Origin of the sequence: Thermogemmatispora onikobensis (assembly GCF_001748285.1) — a bacterium.
In the GTDB taxonomy this organism is placed as follows: domain Bacteria; phylum Chloroflexota; class Ktedonobacteria; order Ktedonobacterales; family Ktedonobacteraceae; genus Thermogemmatispora; species Thermogemmatispora onikobensis.
In genome coordinates this window covers 114,687-130,279 of sequence record NZ_BDGT01000002.1, presented here as the reverse complement: position 1 = coordinate 130,279, position 15,593 = coordinate 114,687, and the positions used below count along the sequence as shown (strand labels likewise).

The 15,593-nt window shown below is 60.8% G+C and carries 12 protein-coding genes; 3 read left to right on the top strand and 9 right to left on the bottom strand.

The features are described 5' to 3' along the window. Positions 1–4 precede the first annotated feature (4 nt). Positions 5–487, top strand: a complete 483-nt coding sequence (locus tag BGC09_RS01625) for a DinB family protein (RefSeq protein WP_176728816.1) — start codon at positions 5–7, stop codon at positions 485–487. A gap of 366 nt (positions 488–853) precedes the next feature. After that, positions 854–1,309: a hypothetical protein gene (locus BGC09_RS01620; protein ID WP_069801457.1), complete on the top strand. Its 456-nt coding sequence runs from the start codon at positions 854–856 to the stop codon at positions 1,307–1,309. Positions 1,310–1,514: 205 nt separating this feature from the next. On the opposite strand, the gene ispF is transcribed toward BGC09_RS01620, so the two are convergent. The 6 genes from ispF to BGC09_RS01590 all read right to left on the bottom strand — a co-directional run bounded on the left by ispF (position 1,515) and on the right by BGC09_RS01590 (position 10,672). Further along, positions 1,515–2,003, bottom strand: coding sequence for a 2-C-methyl-D-erythritol 2,4-cyclodiphosphate synthase (gene ispF / locus BGC09_RS01615; RefSeq protein ID WP_069801456.1), 489 nt, complete (start codon positions 2,001–2,003; stop codon positions 1,515–1,517). Beyond that, complete coding sequence (gene ispD / locus BGC09_RS01610; protein ID WP_069801455.1) at positions 2,000–2,710, bottom strand: 2-C-methyl-D-erythritol 4-phosphate cytidylyltransferase; 711 nt, start codon at positions 2,708–2,710, stop codon at positions 2,000–2,002. The genes ispF and ispD overlap by 4 nt, the downstream gene beginning before the upstream one ends. Before the next feature lie 226 nt (positions 2,711–2,936). Continuing rightward, complete coding sequence (locus BGC09_RS01605) at positions 2,937–4,106, bottom strand: PIN/TRAM domain-containing protein (RefSeq protein ID WP_069801454.1); 1,170 nt, start codon at positions 4,104–4,106, stop codon at positions 2,937–2,939. Positions 4,107–4,443: 337 nt separating this feature from the next. Then, positions 4,444–5,877, bottom strand: coding sequence for a DNA repair protein RadA (gene radA, locus BGC09_RS01600; RefSeq protein ID WP_069801453.1), 1,434 nt, complete (start codon positions 5,875–5,877; stop codon positions 4,444–4,446). A 223-nt stretch (positions 5,878–6,100) separates the two neighbouring features. After that, positions 6,101–8,647, bottom strand: a complete 2,547-nt coding sequence (locus BGC09_RS01595; protein ID WP_069801452.1) for an ATP-dependent Clp protease ATP-binding subunit — start codon at positions 8,645–8,647, stop codon at positions 6,101–6,103. Positions 8,648–9,196: 549 nt separating this feature from the next. Beyond that, positions 9,197–10,672 (bottom strand): 30S ribosomal protein S1, encoded by a 1,476-nt coding sequence (locus BGC09_RS01590; RefSeq protein WP_069801451.1) that lies wholly within the window; start codon positions 10,670–10,672, stop codon positions 9,197–9,199. Between the two features lie 661 nt (positions 10,673–11,333). Here BGC09_RS01590 and BGC09_RS01585 point away from each other — a divergent pair. Further along, on the top strand, positions 11,334–11,951 hold the full coding sequence (locus BGC09_RS01585; protein ID WP_069801450.1) for an NUDIX hydrolase: 618 nt from the start codon (positions 11,334–11,336) through the stop codon (positions 11,949–11,951). 894 nt (positions 11,952–12,845) lie between these two features. Here BGC09_RS01585 and BGC09_RS01580 read toward each other — a convergent pair. From BGC09_RS01580 to pgl, 3 genes are all read right to left on the bottom strand, one after another. After that, positions 12,846–13,811: a P1 family peptidase gene (locus BGC09_RS01580; RefSeq protein WP_069801449.1), complete on the bottom strand. Its 966-nt coding sequence runs from the start codon at positions 13,809–13,811 to the stop codon at positions 12,846–12,848. A gap of 237 nt (positions 13,812–14,048) precedes the next feature. After that, entirely contained in the window at positions 14,049–14,765 is a 717-nt protein-coding gene (gene rpe, locus BGC09_RS01575) for a ribulose-phosphate 3-epimerase (protein WP_069801448.1), read from the bottom strand. Beyond that, on the bottom strand, positions 14,762–15,511 hold the full coding sequence (gene pgl, locus BGC09_RS01570) for a 6-phosphogluconolactonase (RefSeq protein WP_069801447.1): 750 nt from the start codon (positions 15,509–15,511) through the stop codon (positions 14,762–14,764). Before pgl ends, rpe begins: the two co-directional genes overlap by 4 nt. Between the last annotated feature and the right edge of the window lie 82 nt (positions 15,512–15,593).

Below are 15,593 nucleotides of genomic sequence, written 5' to 3'. Positions count from 1 at the left end.
TCTGATGAGCGTGAGTGAAGGAGCGTGCTTTGCTCATATTCTGGAGCGCATCTCGCGCGATGCCCTTTCGCAGCTCGAAGACGTGCCAGAGGCTGATCTGAACCGTCCGCTTGAACTGCCCGAAACTAACACCCTCTTCGCACTAGCCACTCATCTGGTTGGAGCCGCCGAGTACTGGGTGCTCGTTCTCGTCGGGCAGCGCCAGATCGCGCGCGACCGTGCTGCCGAGTTTCATGCCCGTGGAGACTTTGCAGCCTTAAAGGAGCACTATGAACGCTGGCTACAAGCGATGCATGAGGTTCTGGATAGGCTTCCAGATGCCCGCCTGCAGGAGCCTGTGAGTGGGCCAACCACCTATCGCTATGCCCCCACAGATCGCCCTTTGATCGCGCGCGACGCCCTCCTGCACGCCGTAGAGCATTCAGCTCTGCATTTAGGCCATATCCAGCTTACCCGTCAGCTGCTGGGCCTACCCGTACGCGGCTAGCCTCTTCTCTCTCCCCAGAGTGGGAGCTGCTGGCAGCCTGCTGCCGTGCTCTACAAGCGGAGATGGGGCGGAACAGGCTGCCATGCTCCGGCTCTGGGCTGAAGCCCCCACAGGTCAGGAAAAGCCAATCTATCGATCAGCTTTCTCAGGCTTGAGGGTTCTTCCCTTCGCCTATCCGAGGAAGAGCGCCTCACGCGCAGCTTTCAGGATCTTCACGAGGCCCTTGGACAGCTTCCTCGGCAGCAAGACCTCACCGCTCTCTCTACCTCTCTCCAGACTCTCAGGGAGCAGCTCACGGCCATCGCCGTCGATACCCAACCGCTCAATGAACAGCTTCAGCAACTGAAAGAGACCCTCTCGGAGGCAGTGCAGACACTAGAAGAGAAGATTCATCAGAATGATAGTGACCTGGCTCAGCAAATACTGCGGGCTATCACAATGATCGAGGAAGAGGAACAAGAGTGGCAAGATCGGCTCTTGCAATCCACTGCAGAACTGAGGCAGTCGATGGACAACACCCTGACAGAGCAGCTGGAAGTCAGCAACCATCACCTGAAGGAGAGCGTTCAGCAGATTCTCGCAGATCATCGTCAGGCCATGCAAGATCACCTGAGCCGCCAGGAAGCGCACTTAGAGCAGCTCACCCAGAGTGCTCCTGCGATCGAAGAGCATCTGCGCCATCAGCTTAGCGCCCTGGAGCAAAAAGTTGATGCTACACTCTCCAACCATATCACACCCGCTATCGACGGACTTACAGGTGAGCTGCGCGCGGGTCTGCCCTCTCTGGCTGAGCAGCTACAGGCCACCCTCCAGGGTCTATGATCGATCACATTGCTGACGATAGCTGGCGCAAAGAGCAGTACGAACAGATCGTCGACCAGCTGCTCAATCGCTACTTCTTAAGCTAAAGGCAAGCTCCCTACCCTGAACCAGATCGCCGGATCACCTTGCGGAGGCCAGCGGAGAAGGGGAAGCTGCTACCTTTCGACCACCGACGAAGAGAAGGCCAGGGGACACAAAGGGGAAGTCAGCCAGCTGCCGCCTCTTCCAGCAGGGCCACTGCCGAGCAAGCGATGCCTTCGCCACGGCCTGTAAAGCCCAGGCCGTCGGTCGTCGTCGCCTTGACACTGACCTGTGCCAGCGGCAGCTCAAGCAGCTCGGCCAGCCGCGAGCGCATCGCCATCACATACGGAGCCAGACGAGGACGCTGCGCAATGACCGTTGCATCGACGTTGACCACACGCCAGCCATGCTGGCGGAGCAGATCGCGCGCGAACGTCAAAAAAAGAGCGCTCGGCTGATCCTTCCAGCGAGGATCATGAGAAGGGAAATGCATTCCGATATCGCCGAGGGCTGCCGCTCCCAGCAAGGCATCCACCACTGCATGGATCACCACATCGGCATCCGAATGACCAGCCAGGCCCATCTCTGAAGGGACAGCGACCCCCGCCAGCACCAGCGGTCGCTCGGGAGCAAAGGCATGAGCATCGAACCCACAGCCAATTCGCAACGTCATCGCGGCCACGTCTCCTGATGCACCAGATATTCCGCCAGCAGGAAATCCTCCTGCGTTGTAATCTTCATATTGGTGTACGAGCCGGGGAAAATCACGACACGGTAGCCCAGGCGCTCCACCAGTGCCGCATCATCGCTCACCTCCTCCTTCATTGCCTGAATGGAGTGAGCATGATGAGCTTCCCAGAGCAGAGAAAAGGCGAAGACCTGCGGTGTCTGCACCACCCACAAGTGAGCGCGCTCTGGCGTCTCACAGACATAGCCTCCCTCAACCACCTTCAGCGTATCCTTGACCGGAACCGCGGCCACCGCCGCCTGATGCAGGCGGGCAGTTTGTAAACCCGCCTCAATCAGGGAAGAAGAGACAAAAGGACGCGCCCCATCATGCACGAGCACCCACTGGGTTTCTGGCGAACGGCGAGCCAAAGCCTCCAGGCCCAGGCGCACCGAATCCTGACGGCGCGGCCCACCGGCCACCACCGCGACCACCTTACGCCAACCCTCCTCAGCCAACAGCTCACAGGCCTCGGCCTCACGAGCAGGGTGGACCACCAGGACAATCGCCTTAATCAGCGGGCAACACTCAAAAGCATCGACAGTGCGGGCCAGCGTCAAGCGCCCGGCCAGCGGGGTCCAGAGCTTATCGCGACCGGCCATACGCCGGCTACTGCCGGCAGCCACAATTACCACAGCGGCTCGTTCTTGCATAGCAATAATCCACCAACGCCTCCGCCTATAATGAGAGGCACCGTCTGACTGGTGCCTACCCGACATCTACTATGACGTTCTCTGGCAGCCAGAGAGAGCCAGGTCCCCCTTTTTTCTTGTCGCTCTCACCCAAGCCAAACTGCCTCTGCTCCAGCGACCCGCTGGCCTTGAACTTGAAGCTGGCCGGGAGCTGCCGTCTTTTCGCTCCCCAGTTCCCTACTCAAGGCTAGCCCTGACGCTGTTTGCCGGTCGACTGCCCCTGATTGCTGGAGGTAGCACTGCCGCTGCTCTGCTTTGGATAAGCGAAGATCAAACGCCCGGCGACCGTCTGAATCACCCGTGTCACCGTCACATCGATCGTCATATTCATATACTGGCGGCCCCCCTCCACGACAATCATCGTCCCATCATCCAGATAGCCTACGCCCTGACCCAGCTCCTTGCCATCCTGCATAATCTTAATCGCGATCTCCTCACCAGGCAGAAGGACCGGCTTCACCGCATTCGCCAGCTCATTAATATTGAGAACCTTCACCCCCTGCAGCTCGGCAACGCGGTTGAGATTGAAATCGTTGGTGATAATCGGACAATGGAGCGCGCGCGCCAGCTTTACCAGCTTGCTATCGACCTCCTCCGAGCTGCTCTCCATATCCGTATCCATAATCTCCACCGGCACCGTTGCATCCTTCTGCAAGCGATTCAACATCTCCAGACCATGCCGCCCGCGATTCCGTCGGAGCGTATCAGCTGAATCAGCAATCCGCTGCAGCTCGTTGAGCACAAAGCGTGGCACCACCAGCTTCCCAAAGATAAAGCCCGTCTGGCTGATATCAGCAATACGACCATCGATAATGGCGCTCGTATCGAGCAAGATCTGCGGCCCCGCCGCGCTGGCCAGGGCCTCCGCCTCCTTCGCGCGTTCACGCTCGCGCTCGCGCTCACGCTCCTCCTCCCGCTCCCGACGGCGTGTCAGAAAGAGCGACTGAAACATATGCGCTAATTCGCTCTTGCGCAGGACGGCCACCATTGCCCCTAAATAACCACAGATGATGGCCGCCACCACAGGCAGAATATGCCCCCAGTTCTCCGGCAAAGCTCCCAGCGGAATACCAAAGAGCACGGAGATCAGCAGGCCCACAATCAACCCAATGGTACCCGCGATCAGATCGCTGACCGCCACCGTCCGCAGCTGGTGACTTACCCAACGATAGGGGACAATGGTCACGTAGGGAGTAATCACAAAGGCAATAAGTCCGCAGGCAAACGCAATTGCGGCAGACCACTCAAGCTTTTCAAGCAAGGGTGTTGCAAGTGGATGCTCAACAAAGAAGACGAAGAAACTGACGCTGGCAGCCAAAAGTGCCCCAATGCAGCGAGCGATTGTATTAACAGACATCCCATCAGCCTCCAGAAGGGTGAGAGGTTTGACCACCGACGACGGGCCAGCGTGAGGTAAAGCATGCGGGCAGGAGCAGAATAGATGATAATGAGACGGACAAGAACGATGATTCCGGATAACAGGGCCTGGCCTGCTGTGCTGAACCGCCAGAAACGCGCCCGTCGAATCACAAAAATCGTCATGCCAGCTATAGAGTATACCGTTTTCCCGGGTCAGAATCAAGAGCAACGATCGACCTCTGGGGGCCAGAACCACGATAAGGCACGAAACGCTCACCTCCTTTCTTTAAACTCAGCAGATGCTCCAGTCACGGGACAAGAGCCACCTTTGCTGGTTAGTGTAGCGCGATTTCCAGGGCAACTGCAAGAGTACTGGCGGGAATGACCCGGCACTCCTCAGCCAGCCCCGCCCCCTCCAACTCGCGGCGCACCCGCTCCGTGCGTCCGCTGGCCGGGACCAGGCAGCGTTTGAAGCCCAGCTTCGCCGCCTCGCGGACGCGCAGTCCCAGGCGACTGACAGGGCGTAACTCTCCCGAGAGGCCCACCTCGCCAATCAAGGCCAGGTCGGGCGGGATACGCCGGTCGCGATAGCTCGAAGCGATCGCGGCAGCCACTCCCAAATCAACAGCTGGCTCTTCCAACGTGAAGCCACCCACCACGTTAGTATAGACATCGTGATTGCCCAGGGCCAGGCCGACCCGCTTAGTCAAGACTGCCAGCAGCATCAGCAGGCGATTATGCTCAATGCCATTGGCCGTACAGCGAGCGATTCCGAAATTGCTGGGAGTCACCAGAGCCTGGACCTCCACCAGCAGCGGGCGCGTTCCTTCCATACTCACCACCACCGCCGAACCACTGGCGGCCCCGGGCCGTTCGGACAAAAAGAGAGCCGACGGATTGGGGACCTCCTGCAGGCCCTCCCCGTGCATCTCAAAGACCCCCACCTCATGGGTCGCGCCGAAGCGATTCTTGACCCCACGCAGCAGCCGATAGGTATGGTAACGCTCCCCTTCCAGATAGAGCACACAATCGGCAATGTGCTCCAGAGCTTTGGGACCTGCCACCGTCCCCTCCTTCGTGACATGGCCGATGATGAACATGGGGATGTGACTACTCTTCGCCACCTGCATCAGATGCAGCGTACACTCGCGCACCTGGCTGATACTCCCTGGCGCTGAGGTCAGATGAGTGGCGAAGACCGTCTGAATGGAATCGACCACCACCAGGGCCGGTTTGAGGCGAGCAATGGCCTCGCAGATCACTTCCAGCTCGACCGTTGCTAGCAGATAGAGACGCTCACCAGTGATCTCCAGGCGCTCGGCGCGCATCTTGATCTGCTCGCTCGATTCCTCACCCGAAACATAGAGGACCGGCCCTACCCGCTCGGCAATATGGCCTGAGACCTGCAGCAGCAAGGTTGACTTGCCAATACCCGGTTCGCCACCGACCAGCGTGAGCGAGCCAGGCACGAGGCCGCCACCGAGCACGCGGTCCATTTCGGCGTAGCCAACCGAAAGGCGCTCGTGAGAGAGCGCCTTCACCTGGGTCAGGGGCTGCGGCACCAGGGGAGCGGCAGAGGCCCCCGCGGTCGCAGCCGCCCCTGTCAACAAGGCATAGCGGCGCTGAGGGGCGGAAGCCGCCGCTGGCATTTCGGGAAGGGAGACCTCTTCTAGGGTGTTCCAGGCGCCGCAATCGGGGCAGCGTCCCAGCCACTTCGTCTGCTCCCCACCACACTGCTGGCATACAAAGCGTGTGCGAGATTTGGGCATAGGCTTACACAACCAGAACGCTTGCTTCAAAGCACGTCATTTTGCATTGTAGACCTGGACAGCCTGCCTGACCGGCACCTCATCAGACAGGCGTAAGGAGAGCACCTCTCAGCTGCCGGCATTGCCAGCGGGCACCAAGTAAGGAAACAAGCGAACGAGGACAAAAAAAGAGGAGAGCCTGCGGCGCGCGAGACGCGCCAGAGTGGCTCTCCTCTGCACACTATCAACCTGGCAAGGTTTCACCGGCGGGGCTGCCCTCACTGCTCCCGGCAGAGAGCGCCGCCTGCGGCGAAGCTGGAGCGGGCAATTGCTCCAGCCGACTGCGCACCTGCAGTTCGAGAGCATTGTTGACCACCACCGCCTCGACCACATCGCCGGCATGGAAGCGACCCTGGAGCAGACCCTCGGCCAGCGGATCTTCAACCAGGCGCTGGATCGTGCGCCGCAACGGGCGAGCGCCGTACTGTGGATCGAAGCCTTCCTTGATCAAGAAGTCCTTGGCAGGCTGCGGGACCACCAGCTCGATCTGCTGCTCTGTCAGCTGATTGCGCACGCGATTGAGCAACAGATCGACGATCTGATACATATCCTCGCGGCGGAGCGAGTGGAAGACGATGACCTCATCGATACGGTTCAGGAACTCGGGCTTGAAGGTATTCTTCAGCTCGCCGAGAACCTTGTTCTTCATCTCCTCGTACTCGCTCTTATACGCCTGCTCCTTATCCTTCGTCAGCTTGAAGCCGATCGACGCCTCGCGGTTCAACAAGGTGGCGCCCACATTCGACGTCATGATAATGATCGTATTGCGGAAGTCCACCGTGCGGCCCTTCGCATCGGTCAGCTTTCCATCCTCCAGGATCTGGAGGAGCATATTGAAGACATCGGGATGGGCCTTCTCGATCTCATCGAGCAAGATCACACTGTAGGACTTACGGCGTACGGCCTCCGTCAACTGGCCGCCCTCCTCATAGCCGACATAGCCCGGGGGAGCGCCGACCAGGCGAGCGGCGGCATGGCGCTCCATGAACTCTGACATGTCGATCTTGATCAGGGCGTCCTCGCTGCCAAACATGAACTCGGCAAGGGCGCGGGCCAGCTCGGTCTTACCGACGCCGGTTGGGCCGAGGAAGATGAAGGAGCCGATGGGGCGCTTCGGATCTTTCAGGCCGGCGCGAGCACGACGGACGGCGCGCGCAATCTTCTCAATAGCCTCATCCTGGGCGATGACGCGCTTATGGAGAGCCTCCTCCATATGGAGCAGGCGCTGAGACTCCTCTTGAGCGATGCGCATCACCGGGATGCCGGTCCACATCGAGACGATCTGAGCGATCTCCTCCTCGCCAACCACGGGGCGATCGCTCCCACGCTCTTTCTGCCAACCGGCCTCCAGCTTGGCAATACGCTCGCGCAGCTTCACCTCACGGTCGCGCAGTTCGGCGGCCAGCTCGTAATCCTGCTGCTGGATAGCAGCCTCCTTCTCGCGGAGCACCGCCTCCAGGCCCTTCTTGGCCTCTTTCAGGTTGAGCGGGGCCAGCGAATGCTGCATGCGCACGCGGCTGGCGGCCTCATCGATCAGGTCGATGGCCTTATCGGGCATGAAGCGATCGGTAATATAGCGGCTGGCCATCTCCGTCGCCGCCTTGAGAGCCTCATCCGTGATCGTCAAGCGGTGGTGGGCCTCATAGCGCTCGCGGATTCCCTTGAGGATCTCGATTGTCTCCTCAATGGTTGGCTCGCGCACGATGACCTCCTGGAAGCGGCGCTGCAGAGCGGCATCGCGCTCGATATACTTGCGGTACTCATCGAGCGTTGTCGCGCCGATACACTGGATCTCGCCGCGAGCCAGAGCCGGCTTCAGGATATTGGCCGCATCGACCGCACCCTCTGCGGCGCCAGCCCCCACCAGCGTGTGGACCTCATCGATGAAGATGATACAGTCGCGACTATTGCGGATCTCCTCGATGATCTTCTTCAGGCGCTCTTCAAACTCGCCACGGTACTTGGTGCCTGCCACCAGGGAGCCGACATCCAGCGTGAGCAGACGTTTGCCCGCGATGGTCTCAGGGACCTCGCCGGCGACGATGCGCTGCGCCAGGCCCTCAACGATTGCCGACTTACCGACACCAGGTTCGCCGATAAGCGCGGGATTATTCTTGGTACGACGCGACAGGATCTGAATGACCCGCTCGATCTCCTGATGGCGTCCAATAATCGGATCGAGTTTCCCCGCACGGGCATCGGCTGTCAGATCGACGCCCATCGCGTCGATCGTCGGCGTCTTGGAGTGCTTGGCATCGCGCTCATGGGGCGAGCCAGACTGGCTGAGCACCTGGATCGTTTGTGTGCGCACCTTCTCCAGGTTGACACCCAGGCTTTCCAGGACACCGGCGGCGATTCCCTCACCCTCGCGCACCAGGCCAAGCAGAAGGTGCTCGGTGCCGATGTAATGGTGATTCAGGCGGCGCGCCTCGTCCACTGCCAGCTCGATGACCTTCTTGGCCCGGGGGGTCAGGCCAATCTCCCCAAGCACGATACGGTCACCGCGCCCAATAATGAACTCAACGGCGCTGCGCACCTTGTTCAGCTCGACACCCAGATTCGCCAGAACCTTGGCGGCCACACCTTCGCCCTCGCGTACGAGGCCCAAAAGGAGGTGCTCTGTCCCGATGTAATTATGCTGGAAGCGCTGGGCTTCCTCCTGGGCGAGGCTCAGGACCTTCCTGGCTCGCTCGGTGAATTTATCAAATCTATCTCTATCCCTGTCGTTCACCTGTTTGTCACCCCCCTTTCAGTGGCAGAGGGTGGAACCGAGCCCTCTGTGTCGCTCAGGTAAACTTGGTAATTCATCATACAACACCCTTCTTTGCAGCGTCAAGCAAGAACGACCTGGGGCATTGCCGTCATCCATGGATCACTCCTCTACACGCTGAAACAAGCGACCCCCTCACTGCTCCACTCTCGCCTGTCGCAGCAAGGAGGTCGAATCAGATCAGCTGTTCAGGTGCGCATGCACGCTCTAGCGTCCGGTGCAGATGCCATCGCTCAACCCGGTGGTAGCCCAGGCCTCCCTTCAGCTAGAACGAGTCATCGGCCAGCCCTCAACGGCTGGTTTGCCTGGCCTATCCTGAAGCGTGCCAGTACGTGGCTGTACTTTAGCGCTTCTTTTTCTCGTTCAGGAGCGGAGCGCACTCGCTGGGCCAGGCCCACAGCGCAGGCTCAGCCACCACCACCGGTCTCCTGTTTTCCCTTGGGGCCTTCCCTCGCTCCTCTGCTACAGGCTGCGACCCAGCACCATGCTCCGCAACGCAACAGGTGCGCGCTAGCTGCCAGAACCCTCCGTTTCCTCGGTTGTCAGATTCTTATTGCGCTGACGAGCAGCGGCCCGAAAAGCCTCAGCCATAGCGGTGATCTCACCATCGTCACCCAGCGGCAGGTGGTCGAGCAAGGATGGCTCACTTTTCTCAGTGCGTTCGCGGCGCTCGCCACGCCCTTCTCGCTCACCTTTCTCACCACGTTCGCGGCGCTCGCTACGTCCCTCTTGCTGGTGTTGCGCGCTCTCCTGACGTCTGGCCACCTCTTCGAGGGACAGCTTCATTTTATCATCTGTGGTCCCCCTGGTGGTAGTCTCAGCCGAGCCTCCGCTGGAAGCCGCCTGCTGATTCTGCCCCTGGCTCTGCCCCTGACCCTGGCCTTGGGCCTGGGCCTTGGCACTGTCCGGCTCCTCGACCTGACGCAGGCTGAGGCCAAGACGACGACGCTCAGGATCAATGCGCAGAATGCGCAGCTGGAGCTGCTGCCCTTCGTGCAGGCTGGTCTTGGGGTCCATCCCGGGAGGCAGCTCTGAGAGGTGAATGAGACCCTCGATGCCGTCTTCGATCCGGGCAAAGGCCCCAAAGGGGGCGATCTTGGTAATCGTGCCCGTCACCAGCTGGCCAGGCGAGTAGCGCTGCTCGACCGTCGTCCAGGGATCAACCTCGGCCTTCTTGATGGAGAGCGCGATCTTCTTCTTCTCTTTGTCGACGCTCAGGACCTGCACCTCGACCTCCTGGCCAACATGCAAGACCTCGCTGGGATGATTGACACGGCTCCAGGCTAGCTGGCTGATATGGACGAGGCCATCGGCCCCACCAAGGTCAACAAAGGCCCCGAAGTTGGCGAGATTGCTCACCCGCCCCTTGCGAATCTCGCCCGGCTTCAGCTCATCCAGCAGCTCCTCGCGTCGCCGCTGCCGCCACTCCTGCACCGCCTGACGCTCGGAGAGGATCAGCCGATTACGGGCGCGGTTAATCTCGATAATCTTGAGCTGCAGCTCTTTGTCCTTCATGCCGGCCAGCTTGGCCGCCGTCTCCTGACTCTCCCCGCCCGCCGCTACCTCCTCACGCTTCAGGCTCTGGATCTGTGAGATTGGTACGAAGCCACGGATGCCGTTGACATCGACGATCAGGCCGCCCTTGTTGTAGTCAATGACGCGCGCCCTGATCAAGTCGTTGTTGCGGTATTGCTCTTCAACCAGACGCCACTGGCGCTCAGCGTTGGCTTTCCTCAGCGAGAGCACGGCATGGCCGTCCGGTGTCTCTGGCTGCACGACATAGACAAGCACCTTGTCGTGCACTTTTAACTCGTTCAGCGAGCCATAGCCGCTGGCCGGCAGTTCCTTTGTTGAGAGCACGCCCTCTGACTTGAGGCCGATATCGACCAGAATCTCATCCTGGTCGATGCGCACGATTTCCCCTTCGACAACATCGCCACGTTTGAGGCTGGTGGGATTGTTCGCCGAGGCCAGGAGGACCTCCATGTTCAGGTCTTCTGATTCTTCCGGGTTTCCAATTCTGCTGGTGCTGGTTTCAGGCTCTCTTGCTTCAGACATGGTCTGTACCTGCCCGCTTTGAGTTTTTTCCGCTGGCGGTGTCGAAAGGTCGCCGTGCTGTTGTGCTTGCATGGGTAAAATACCCCCTTCGATCCACGGTTTTTTTGCCTTGCCCCTCGAGCGCCCTCTGATCCTGTCTAACGTGTGTCGTACGTAGATCGCCCGCTTCCTTGGTCCGTTATCACTTCTGCCAGGGGTAACGACAGGAACGTCATCTTGAGATCGGGGGGATGCGTCTCGGACAACTGGCTATCGGAGGAGGCTGCTCAGGCTGCGATGGCTGCTGCTTGTCGCTGTACTTCCTACTATGAGACGACGATTCTCCATAGTACACCCGTTCGTGCTAGAGAGTAGTTCTACGAAACGATGCCCGCAGACAGGTCATAAGGTATATATGGGCATAATGAAAGCCTTGTGTAAGCATACCCCCACTCGATGCTCTAATTATACCAAAAGCCGCCTGTGAATGCAAGGCAAAAGCTAGCTTTTCGGCGGACCTCCCCGCTGTTTTTTTGTTTACCACATTGTATCATACCCACGCAAGTTCAACCAGCCCCTTTTTGCGGCGTGAATGTGGTAGAATAGACACATGAATATGTCCAGCATCAGTGAGGTGGTGACCGCCCTGCGTTCCCGCCTGGCCCCTCCCGACCAGGCCCCGTCAATGGCACCTCCTCCCGAAATCGCTTCTCGCCCTCTCCGGCACGCCGCCGTGCTCTTACCGCTCTTCGATGCAGACGGCCTGCCCTGCTTGCTGCTGATCCGCCGCTCCCCTACCCTGCGCACCCACAGCGGCGAAATCGCTTTTCCCGGCGGCTCGGTCGATCCACAAGACCGCGATCCGGTGATGACCGCTCTGCGCGAGGCCCAGGAGGAGATCGGCCTCCCTCCCGAGCGCGCTGAGGTGCTCGGCCTGCTCCCCCCTTCCTTTACTTTGGTGACCAATTTTTGGATCACTCCCGTGGTGGCCTTCTTGCCTTCCGGCCCTGGCCCCCTGACCCTCCAGACTTCTGAGGTCGCCGAGATCATCCGCGCCCCTCTCCCTTCCCTGGCTGACCCCCGCATCTTCCATAGCGAGGTCTGGGATACTTCCGGCCTCCGCCGCGTTGTCTATTTCTATGAGTACGGCCCTTACCGCATCTGGGGCGCAACCGCTAGAATTCTGCACCAACTGCTCTCTCTGCTGGAAGAAGCAACAGCCCAATAGTCATGGTCTCCTTGATTCTTCCCCTCGCCCGGCTACAATGAACAATAGCTACTGCGTTGGTAGTGCTGTTCTGTAGCGCGTCTCTTGTAGGTTCCGTTGTTCGTTGTGTGAGTTGTGGGTCTGGCTCTCAGTTGCCCCTGGTGGAGATTGCTGTGAGACTGCCAACTTCCGATGCCCACTCTGCGCAGCTCCGACTTGCTCAGGCGGACCGGGCAGTGCTCCCCCACTCGCCTGCTTCGTCCCCCGCTTCCGCCGCATACCCCCCCCTTGCTTTGCCTGTGACCCCTCCCCCTTCCTTCCCCGCTTCGGAGCCGCTGCAGTCCGGTCCGGGAATAAGCAGCTCCCCTATCCCTCCTTCCGGGGACCTGACAACTGGGGGCCTGAAGACGCTGGCTACGCGGCGCGATTTGCCCCTGCGCGCTGAGTGGCAGGCCCCTACCGCCTCGCCCGCTCCGCCCCCAGCGGCCCACGTCCCGCTCTTCCCTCTTCTGGTGTTATGTTGTCTTCTGGTTATGCTGCTGAGTGGAGGGTTGCTGCTGCTGCTGATTCTCGAACCTTAACCTTGAGGTACCTGTTACCTGGCCTTTCTCGCCAGTCGGTAGCCGCTGGCCGCCGTCACGCTGAGCCGTGCGCCGCTGCTACCTCTCTATCCGCCAGCCGCTCACGGCGCTCTCTTGATGCCCGCTCCCGGGCCCGGCCCGGCTGCGGGTCGTCTCGTGTTGTCTCCGCACTCCTCGCCGCTTCGCTGCCTGGCGGCAAGATGGGCCACAGGTCTAAGACAGGATGCTGACTAGCTGGCCGGTCGCTCGCTCGCACCCGTTCGCGTCGAGCGTCGATCCGCGCCCTGCCCGGCGCTGCTGTGACCAGCCCCTGAGCGCGCGGCCACCCACGCTCTCATTCAGACCGCTGGGCCCGGTCGGCAATCGCTGGAATGCCGTGGAGTCCTTTGGCCTGGCGCACGGCTTTGACAATGGCTCGCGCCAGAGTGGCAGCTGCCGCGGCCCCTATGAGACTGACCTGCGCTGCCGTAGCTGCAGGATCAGGGGGGAGTGTTGTCTCTGCGCCCAGGGCCAGGGCAAAGACAGTGTCGCCGTCAAACATGGTGTGGGCTGGTTGAATGGCCTGCGCTAGCCCGTTATGGGCCATTTGCGCTATTTTGTTGATACTCGCTTTGTTGAGGGCGGCATTGGTGGCAACGACGGCAATGGTGGTGTTGCTGAAGGGATGGGGACCTTGCCCTTGGACTGCTCCCGCTCCCGACACCCCGGCAATGATGGCCCCACTGCCCGGGTCGACAATATTGCCAACGGCGTTGACGACAACCAGGGCGCCGATCATGGTCCCGTCGGGGAGCTGCATGCTGGCTGAGCCAAGCCCTCCCTTGATGGCCTGCGCACTTCCGCCTAGCTTGGCCACAGTGGCCCCAGTTCCGGCCCCTACACTTCCTTGTTCGATCGGTCCTCCGCTCGCCCGCTCACAGGCACGGTAGCCAGCCGCAGCGTCGGGCCGCACCTGTGATGATCCAAGACCCAGATCGAAGATGGCGGCTGCCGGAACGATCGGTACGCGCGCTACCCCGGTCTCAAAACCCTGGTGGCGTTCTTCAAGGTAGCGCATGACTCCTGCAGCAGCCTCCAGTCCAAAGGCACTGCCTCCGGTGAGCAGGATGGCGTTGACACGCTCGACCAGGTAGAGGGGGCGCAGAAGGTCGGTTTCGCGCGTGGCCGGGGCTCCGCCGCGTACGTCTACTCCACCTACGGCAGGCGGATCACAGAGCAGAACTGTGCATCCAGTGCCTGCCTCCAGGTCGGTGTCGTGCCCGACGCGGATGCCGGGGATATCGGTGATGTCGTCGTGCATGGTCGCTGCCTCCTGATAGTTCTCTGGCGTCCGGCGGCGATGGTGGCCTCGCCGCCTGGCCCGGCTGGCTGCCGCTCTGGCTGCGCTGACGCCCAGCGCGCTGCCTCACGGTCGTCTCCCCAAGCCTTCGGCTTGCTCCAATCTGGTCCGGCGCCGAGCTGTCAGCCTGGGCGAAGAAGATGAAGGCCCGAAGGCTCGCACTCTCTCCTGTTACTTGCTGAGGGCTGTTGCAGGTTTTCAGGCCAGGGCCAGGGCGCGCCGGAGACGTTCGACGGCGGCGGCAACGCTCTCGCGCCGGTTGTAGATGGCGCTGCCGGCAACGAGTAGGTTGGCTCCGGCCCGTACGACCAGCGGGGCAGTGTGCTCGTTGATGCCACCATCAACTTCAAGGTCACAGCGAAGCTGGCGCTCGGTGAGCTGCTGCCTGAGACGGGCAATTTTGGGTAGGGTCTCGGGGATGAATTCCTGACCGCCGAAACCAGGATTGACGGTCATGATGAGGACCAGGTCAAGCAGGGAGAGGATGTCTTCAAGCAGCCAGACGGGAGTGGAGGGATTGAGCGCCACCCCTGCTTGCTTGCCAGCTTCTTTAATCTGTTGTACGATGCGGTGCAGGTGAGGACAGGTCTCCTGGTGCACGATGATGACATCGGCACCGGCCTGCGCGAAGGCTTCGATGTAGTACTCGGGATTGGTGATCATGAGGTGCGCCTCCAGCGGCAGGCTGGTGCTGCGCCGCACGGCTTCGACAATGAGAGGCCCCATGCTGATGTTGGGCACAAAGTGCCCATCCATGACGTCGATCTGGATGCGCTGCACGCCAGCCTCTTCGGCTGCCCGAACCTGCTCCCCGAGACGGCTGAAGTCGGCGCTCAGGATGGAGGGCACAAGGCCAATGGTTGCTGGTGTCTGCGGCACGGGGACCGCCCTGGGGGTTGGTTGCTCGGCTGTCATGCTGTGGGCCTCCTCTTGAGGGCTGCGGCGGCGGCTGTGTCTAGCAACCAGGCGACCTGGCCGGCGGCGGCGTGTGCAAGACGGGCGGGATAGTCGTCGGGCGAGCCTTGCTCTTCGAGGACGGCGCGCACGGCTTCGGCTTTGTCGCTGCCGGTGATAAGGAAGAGGATATGGCGCGCGGCCTGGAGCAGGGGCGGGGTGAAGGTGAGCCGCTCGGGTGGAGGCTTGGGTACGCTGACGGGCAAGACGAGATGCTCACGCTCGTGTAGAGCCGCCTGATGCGGGAATAGAGAGGCGGTGTGACCTTCCGGCCCCATGCCAAGCTGAATGAGATCGAAGACAGGTACGCCCGCTGTGCCAAAGACGCGCCGTAGCTCAGCTGTATAGCTCTCCGCCGCAGCCTGGCGATCTGCTTGCTCGGCTGGCATGCGGTGAATATTGGCTGCGGGAATAGGCAGCTTGCTCAGCATGACCTCGTAGGCCATGCGGTAGTTGCTTTCTGGATGGTCGGGCGGAACGCAACGCTCGTCTGACCAGAAGATGTCAACGCGCGCCCAGTCTATCTGGCTACGATAGGGATCGCTGGCCAACAAGCTGTAGAGCTTGCGGGGCGTGGAGCCTCCGGCCAGAGCCAGCGTGAAACGCCCGCGGGTGACAATGGCTTCTTGGGCGAGGCGGGTGACGAGACGAGCCGCCTCGTGACTGAGAGTCTCACTATCCGTATAGATGGCGATCTGCTGTTGCATTTTCTCGATTCTGTCCTCTCTGGTGAAGCTGGCTCGCCAGAGCAAGTACTCTGGCGTAGACGAAGAGGAGAGAGGCCCTTCG